The sequence below is a fragment of the Luteolibacter arcticus genome, assembly GCF_025950235.1.
Lineage (GTDB): Bacteria > Verrucomicrobiota > Verrucomicrobiia > Verrucomicrobiales > Akkermansiaceae > Haloferula > Haloferula arctica.
In genome coordinates, this window is the sequence record NZ_JAPDDT010000036.1 from 1 (window position 1) to 5,949 (window position 5,949).

General features: G+C 54.0%; 2 tRNA genes and 3 rRNA genes. All 5 read left to right on the plus strand.

The window, feature by feature from the left end:
- The first annotated feature begins 305 nt into the window (after nucleotides 1-305).
- The 5 genes from OKA05_RS29210 (at nucleotide 306) to rrf (ending at nucleotide 5,708) form a co-directional block, all read left to right on the plus strand.
- Nucleotides 306-1,826 (plus strand): 16S ribosomal RNA (locus tag OKA05_RS29210).
- 195 nt (nucleotides 1,827-2,021) lie between these two features.
- Nucleotides 2,022-2,097 (plus strand) — tRNA-Ala (locus OKA05_RS29215).
- 70 nt (nucleotides 2,098-2,167) lie between these two features.
- A tRNA-Ile gene (locus OKA05_RS29220) sits at nucleotides 2,168-2,244 on the plus strand.
- A 246-nt stretch (nucleotides 2,245-2,490) separates the two neighbouring features.
- A 23S ribosomal RNA gene (locus OKA05_RS29225) occupies nucleotides 2,491-5,325 on the plus strand.
- A gap of 267 nt (nucleotides 5,326-5,592) precedes the next feature.
- Nucleotides 5,593-5,708, plus strand: a 5S ribosomal RNA gene (gene rrf / locus OKA05_RS29230).
- The 16S, 23S and 5S rRNA genes sit together here with 2 tRNA genes alongside, the layout of an rRNA operon.
- Nucleotides 5,709-5,949 lie beyond the last annotated feature (241 nt).

Consider the following 5,949-nt stretch of genomic DNA (forward strand, 5'->3'; position numbering starts at 1 on the left):
GCGCGAGAGACGAGAGTCGATCGCGGTTCTTCTTCACAGAAGGCGAACCCGATCGGCTTTTTAGTCCCCTCGAAACGAGATCTTTCACAAAACATGGCCCGGCAGAAAGCGCCGGAGTTGTTCACAAGAACCTCACAAGGTTCGGGTTAGCAAACTTCGGGCCAACAGCGCCGGGTGAAGAGGAAAAGGCTAAATTGTGTGCTGCGTGCAGAAGATGCACGTGGTGTTCAAAGCCGGATCGTAAGGTTCGGATTTGGACGGTCAATTTGACGAACGGTTCCGCAAGGAGCCGGTCGCATACGTTTTTTACGGAGAGTTTGATTCTGGCTCAGAACGAACGCTGGCGGCGTGTTTAAGACATGCAAGTCGAACGGATCAAAGTTGTAGCAATACCGCTTTGGTCAGTGGCGCACGGGTGCGTAACACGTGAGTTACATGCCCTGCAGTGGGGAATAGCCCGCCGAAAGGCGGATTAATACCCCATGGTTCCCGCAAGGGTAAAGGTGGCCGCAAGGCTGCCGCTGCAGGATTGGCTCGCGGCCTATCAGCTAGTTGGCGAGGTAACGGCTCACCAAGGCGACGACGGGTACCTGGTCTGAGAGGATGATCAGGCACACTGGAACTGAGACACGGTCCAGACACCTACGGGTGGCAGCAGTCGAGAATAATTCACAATGGGGGAAACCCTGATGGTGCAACGCCGCGTGGAGGATGAAGGTCTTCGGATTGTAAACTCCTGTCATCTGGGAGTAAGACCTGACGGTGAATAGCCGGCAGGGTTGATAGTACCAGAAGAGGAAGGGACGGCTAACTTCGTGCCAGCAGCCGCGGTAATACGAAGGTCCCAAGCGTTGTTCGGAATCACTGGGCGTAAAGGGAGCGTAGGCGGCGTGGTAAGTCAGATGTGAAATCCCGGGGCTCAACCCCGGAACTGCATCCGATACTGCCATGCTTGAGGGTTGGAGAGGTAGCTGGAATTATCGGTGTAGCAGTGAAATGCGTGGATATCGATAGGAACACTCGTGGCGAAGGCGAGCTACTGGACAACATCTGACGCTGAGGCTCGAAGGCTAGGGGAGCAAAAGGGATTAGATACCCCTGTAGTCCTAGCAGTAAACGGTGTGCGCTTGGTGTGAGGGGATTCGACCCCCCTTGTGCCGGAGCTAACGCGTTAAGCGCACCGCCTGGGAAGTACGGCCGCAAGGCTAAAACTCAAAGAAATTGACGGGGACCCGCACAAGCGGTGGAGTATGTGGCTTAATTCGATGCAACGCGAAGAACCTTACCAAGGCTTGACATGGATTTCTAAGCACGTGAAAGCGTGTGACCCTTCGGGGAACTTCCACAGGTGCTGCATGGCCGTCGTCAGCTCGTGTCGTGAGATGTTGGGTTAAGTCCCGCAACGAGCGCAACCCCTGTGAACTGTTGCCAGCGCGTAAAGGCGGGGACTCTGTTCAGACTGCCCAGATCAACTGGGAGGAAGGTGGGGACGACGTCAGGTCAGTATGGCCCTTACGCCTTGGGCTGCACACGTACTACAATGCCCAGTACAATGAGAACCGAGACCGCGAGGTGGAGGAAATCTACAAAACTGGGCCCAGTTCGGATTGGAGGCTGCAACTCGCCTCCATGAAGCCGGAATCGCTAGTAATGCTGCATCAGCTACGGCAGCGTGAATACGTTCCCGGGTCTTGTACACACCGCCCGTCACATCATGGAAGCCGGTAGCACCCGAAGTATCGTACGATCCTAAGGTGAAGCTGGTAACTGGGATGAAGTCGTAACAAGGTAGCCGTAGGGGAACCTGCGGCTGGATCACCTCCTTTCTATGGAGTAGTTGCAAACTCGCAAGAGTCCCTGCAACAGGTCGAGGCCCCAGTTCATGAGCAGCAATGTAAATGAATGGGCTGCGGATCACACGATGAGTGCCGCACCAAAATATTATTATAACCATTTGTTATCCGACGTCCGCAGCACACGATTTAGCTTTCGTCCTCTTCTTCTTCAATCCTCCTTCGAGAGGGGGTTTAGCTCAGTTGGTAGAGCGTCTGCTTTGCAAGCAGAATGTCAACGGTTCGAATCCGTTAACCTCCACCACCTTTCAACGATCCGTCTCGAGCTTCCAGGGGTAACACCTTGGGGAGCACACGGGTCTTGGAAATTAATTGGGCCTGTAGCTCAGTTGGTTAGAGCACCGCCTTGATAAGGCGGGGGTCATAGGTTCGAGTCCTATCAGGCCCACCACTTTTCGAAGGTTTGGAGAATATGTGAATTTGTGAGCGAAGTAGACCGCTCTTTGACATCCGTATGGAGAAATAAAGTTTTTCAAGAGACTGCAAAAAATCAATTGTTCACATGAGCCATTATTTGCGCGGTCCTTGGTATACAAGTAGATTTGCCGGGTGAGACTCGCCCGGCCGTGGATCAAACCACCGTTGCTTTACGGCATAGCGGCAGGTGATTCACACGAACGAGCTGATTTCGAACAGGAATCAAGCTTTAAAGGGCACAGAGTGAATGCCTTGGTGCTAACAGGCGATGAAGGACGTGATAAGCTGCGATAAGTCTCGGGGAGCTGCAAACAAGCTTTGATCCGGGAATTTCCGAATGGGGTAACCTGATGGTGTTAATACGCCATCGTTCTTTCCTGAATCAAATAGGGAAAGACACGCGAGACCCGCTGAAGTGAAACATCTCAGTAAGCGGAGGAAAAGAAAGAGAATCGATTCCGTAAGTAGTGGCGAGCGAAAGCGGATCAGCCCAAACCGGAAGCTTGCTTCCGGGGTTGTAGGACCCCGTCGTGGGACCTTGGACGATAGGTGAAGGACCTGGAAAGTTCCGACAGAGAGGGTGAAATCCCCGTAACCGAAATCCGAAGAGGCCCTAGGGTGTTCCTGAGTAGCACAGCACACGTGGAACGTTGTGTGAATCTGCGCCGACCACGGCGTAAGGCTAAATACTAGTTAGCGACCGATAGTGAACCAGTACCGTGAGGGAAAGGTGAAAAGAACCGCTGCGAGCGGAGTGAAATAGAACCTGAAACCCTGTGCCTACAAGGTGTAAGAGCCCCTTCGGGGGTGATTGCGTGCCTTTTGCTTAATGAGTCTGCGAGTCAGTATGTGTGGCAAGCCTAAGATCTTCCGGATCGGAGGCGCAGCGAAAGCGAGTCCGAATAGGGCGACCATAGTTGCACGTGCTGGACCCGAAGCGGAGGTGATCTACCCTTGAGCAGGTTGAAGCGTCGGTAATACGACGTGAAGGACCGAACCGGTGAATGTTGAAAAATTCTCGGATGACTTGAGGGTAGGAGTGAAAGGCTATTCAAACCCCGTGATAGCTGGTTCTCCTCGAAATGCATTGAGGTGCAGCGTCGCGTGCTTATTACCGGGGGTAGAGCACTGAAAGGGCTAGGGGGCATACCCGTCTACCAAACCCTATCAAACTCCGAATACCGGTGAGTGGAGCGCGGCAGTGAGACGGTGGGGGATAAGCTTCATCGTCAAAAGGGAAACAACCCTGATCAGCAGCTAAGGTGCCAAAATAACGCTAAGTGGAAAGGATGTGAGATTTCACAGACAGTGAGGATGTTGGCTTAGAAGCAGCCACCATTTAAAAAGTGCGTAATAGCTTACTCATCGAGAGATCTTGCGCCGAAAATGATTGGCGATAAGCGTTATACCGAAGCTCTGGGTGTCTACTGTATCAGTAGGCGCGGTAGAGGAGCATTCCCAACACGCTGAAGGTGGATGGCGACTGAAACTGGAGAGTTGGGAAGAGAGGATGCAGACATGAGTAACGATAAGACCGGTGAAATCCCGGTCCGCCGTAAACCCCAGGTTTCCCGGGCTACGTTTTTCGTCCCGGGGTTAGTCGGGACCTAAGCCGAGGCGGATACGCGTAGGCGATGGACAGCAGTTTAATATTACTGCACTTCCGAAACTTAAGCAGGGAGGACGCATGATGGAAAGCCACTAGGTGATTGAATTCCGAGGTGAGGCTACGGCCGATCCGTATGGCTGGAAGTTGTGCCAAGAAAAGCCCCTGTGCATGCTAAGGAACCCGTACCGTAAACCGACACAGGTGGGTGGGTAGAGTATACCAAGGCGCAAGAGTGAACCCTAGTTAAGGAACTCGGCAAATTAGCCCCGTAACTTCGGAAGAAGGGGTGCCCCATGCAAATGGGGCCGCAGTGAAATGGCCCAACCGACTGTTTAGCAAAAACACAGCACTCTGCCAAGACGCAAGTCCAAGTATAGGGTGTGACACGTGACCAATGCGGAAAGATTAAGGTAAGAGGTTAGCTGCAAGGCGAAGCTTTGAGCCCAAGTCCCCGTGAATGTCGGCCGTAACTATAACGGTCCTAAGGTAGCGAAATTCCTTGTCGGGTAAGTTCCGACCTGCACGAATCGTGTAACGAGTTGGGCGCTGTCTCAACTAGGTGCTCAGTGAAATTGTAATGGCGGTGAAGATGCCGCCTACCCGCAGAAGGACGGAAAGACCCTATAGACCTTAACTGTAAGCTGTCATTGGTTTTTCGATTCTCATGCTCAGCATAAGTGGGAGACGTTGATATGGCCCTTTAGGGGGTCGTGGAGTCAACAGTGAGATACCACCCTTGGGTGTTGGAAGATCTAACCCCGACCCGTGAAACCGGGCGGGAAACAGTGTCAGCCGGTCAGTTTTACTGGGGCGGTATCCTCCCAAAGAGTAACGGAGGAGCGCGAAGGTGGGCTCAGCATGGTCTGCAACCATGTGTCGAGTGCATAGGCATAAGCCCGCCTAACTGTGAGACCTACAAGTCGAGCAGAGACGAAAGTCGGCCTAAGTGATCCGGCGGTAGAATGTGGAATTGCCGTCGCTCAACGGATAAAAGGTACCTTAGGGATAACAGGCTGATTTCGCCCAAGAGTTCATATCGACGGCGAAGTTTGGCACCTCGATGTCGGCTCGTCGCATCCTGGGGCTGGAGAAGGTCCCAAGGGTCCGGCTGTTCGCCGGTTAAAGCGGCACGCGAGCTGGGTTCAGAACGTCGCGAGACAGTTCGGTCCTCTATCCTCTGTGGGCGCAGGAAAACTGAGGGGTTCAATTCCTAGTACGAGAGGACCGGAATTGACGCACCTCTGGTGCACCGGTTGTTCTGTCAAGAGCATGGCCGGGTAGCTAAGTGCGGAAGAGATAAGCGCTGAAAGCATCTAAGCGCCAAGCTCCTCCCAAGATGAGTTTTCCCTGAAGGATCGTGGAAGACTACCACGTTGATAGGCCAGAAGTGGAAGCGTAGCAATATGTGCAGCTTACTGGTACTAATCATCCGTCTGGCTTGATTTCGTTCGGAATCGCTTGCTTCCCAAGTGACCGCGCGAGGTTCAAAGTGGACGAATTGAGGTTGATTGAAGTGAATTTGAAAGCTCCATGCGGATGTCAGAGAGCGGTTGGACATTGGCCACCAGCCAATGGCCGGCGATCGACAGGCAACAGCCTGTAGAACCTGCCGGCCAATGACGACTGGCCAATGACTGGAAACCGCTTCGACCATTAGAGACCCAGCCCTGAAGCGAGCGCGGCAAGTTTGCCGCAAGCGAAACAGGGTTGCCCTCTGGTGGCCAGAGCGTGGTGGAACCACCCGGTCCCATTCCGAACCCGGAAGTGAAACGCCGCAGCGCCGATGGTATTGGGACGACAGGTCCTGTGAGAGTAGGTCGCCGCCAGGTATTTGCCCGGCATCTTCGAAAGAAGGTGCCGGGCTCTTTTTTTGTGCCCGAATGGGATGCTGCCTCCGGCAAGGTGGGTGCATGCGTCTGGGCGCCGGTTGTGCTGGGTGCCAGCCTGATGCTGCGGTGCAGGCGCTGTGCTGCGGTGCCGGTGGGCCGGCCTGGTGCCGCGGACGGCTGGGGATTCCGGCGATGGGATTCAAAGTGCACGTCGTCCCGGTTTTCAGCCGGACTCGCTGCA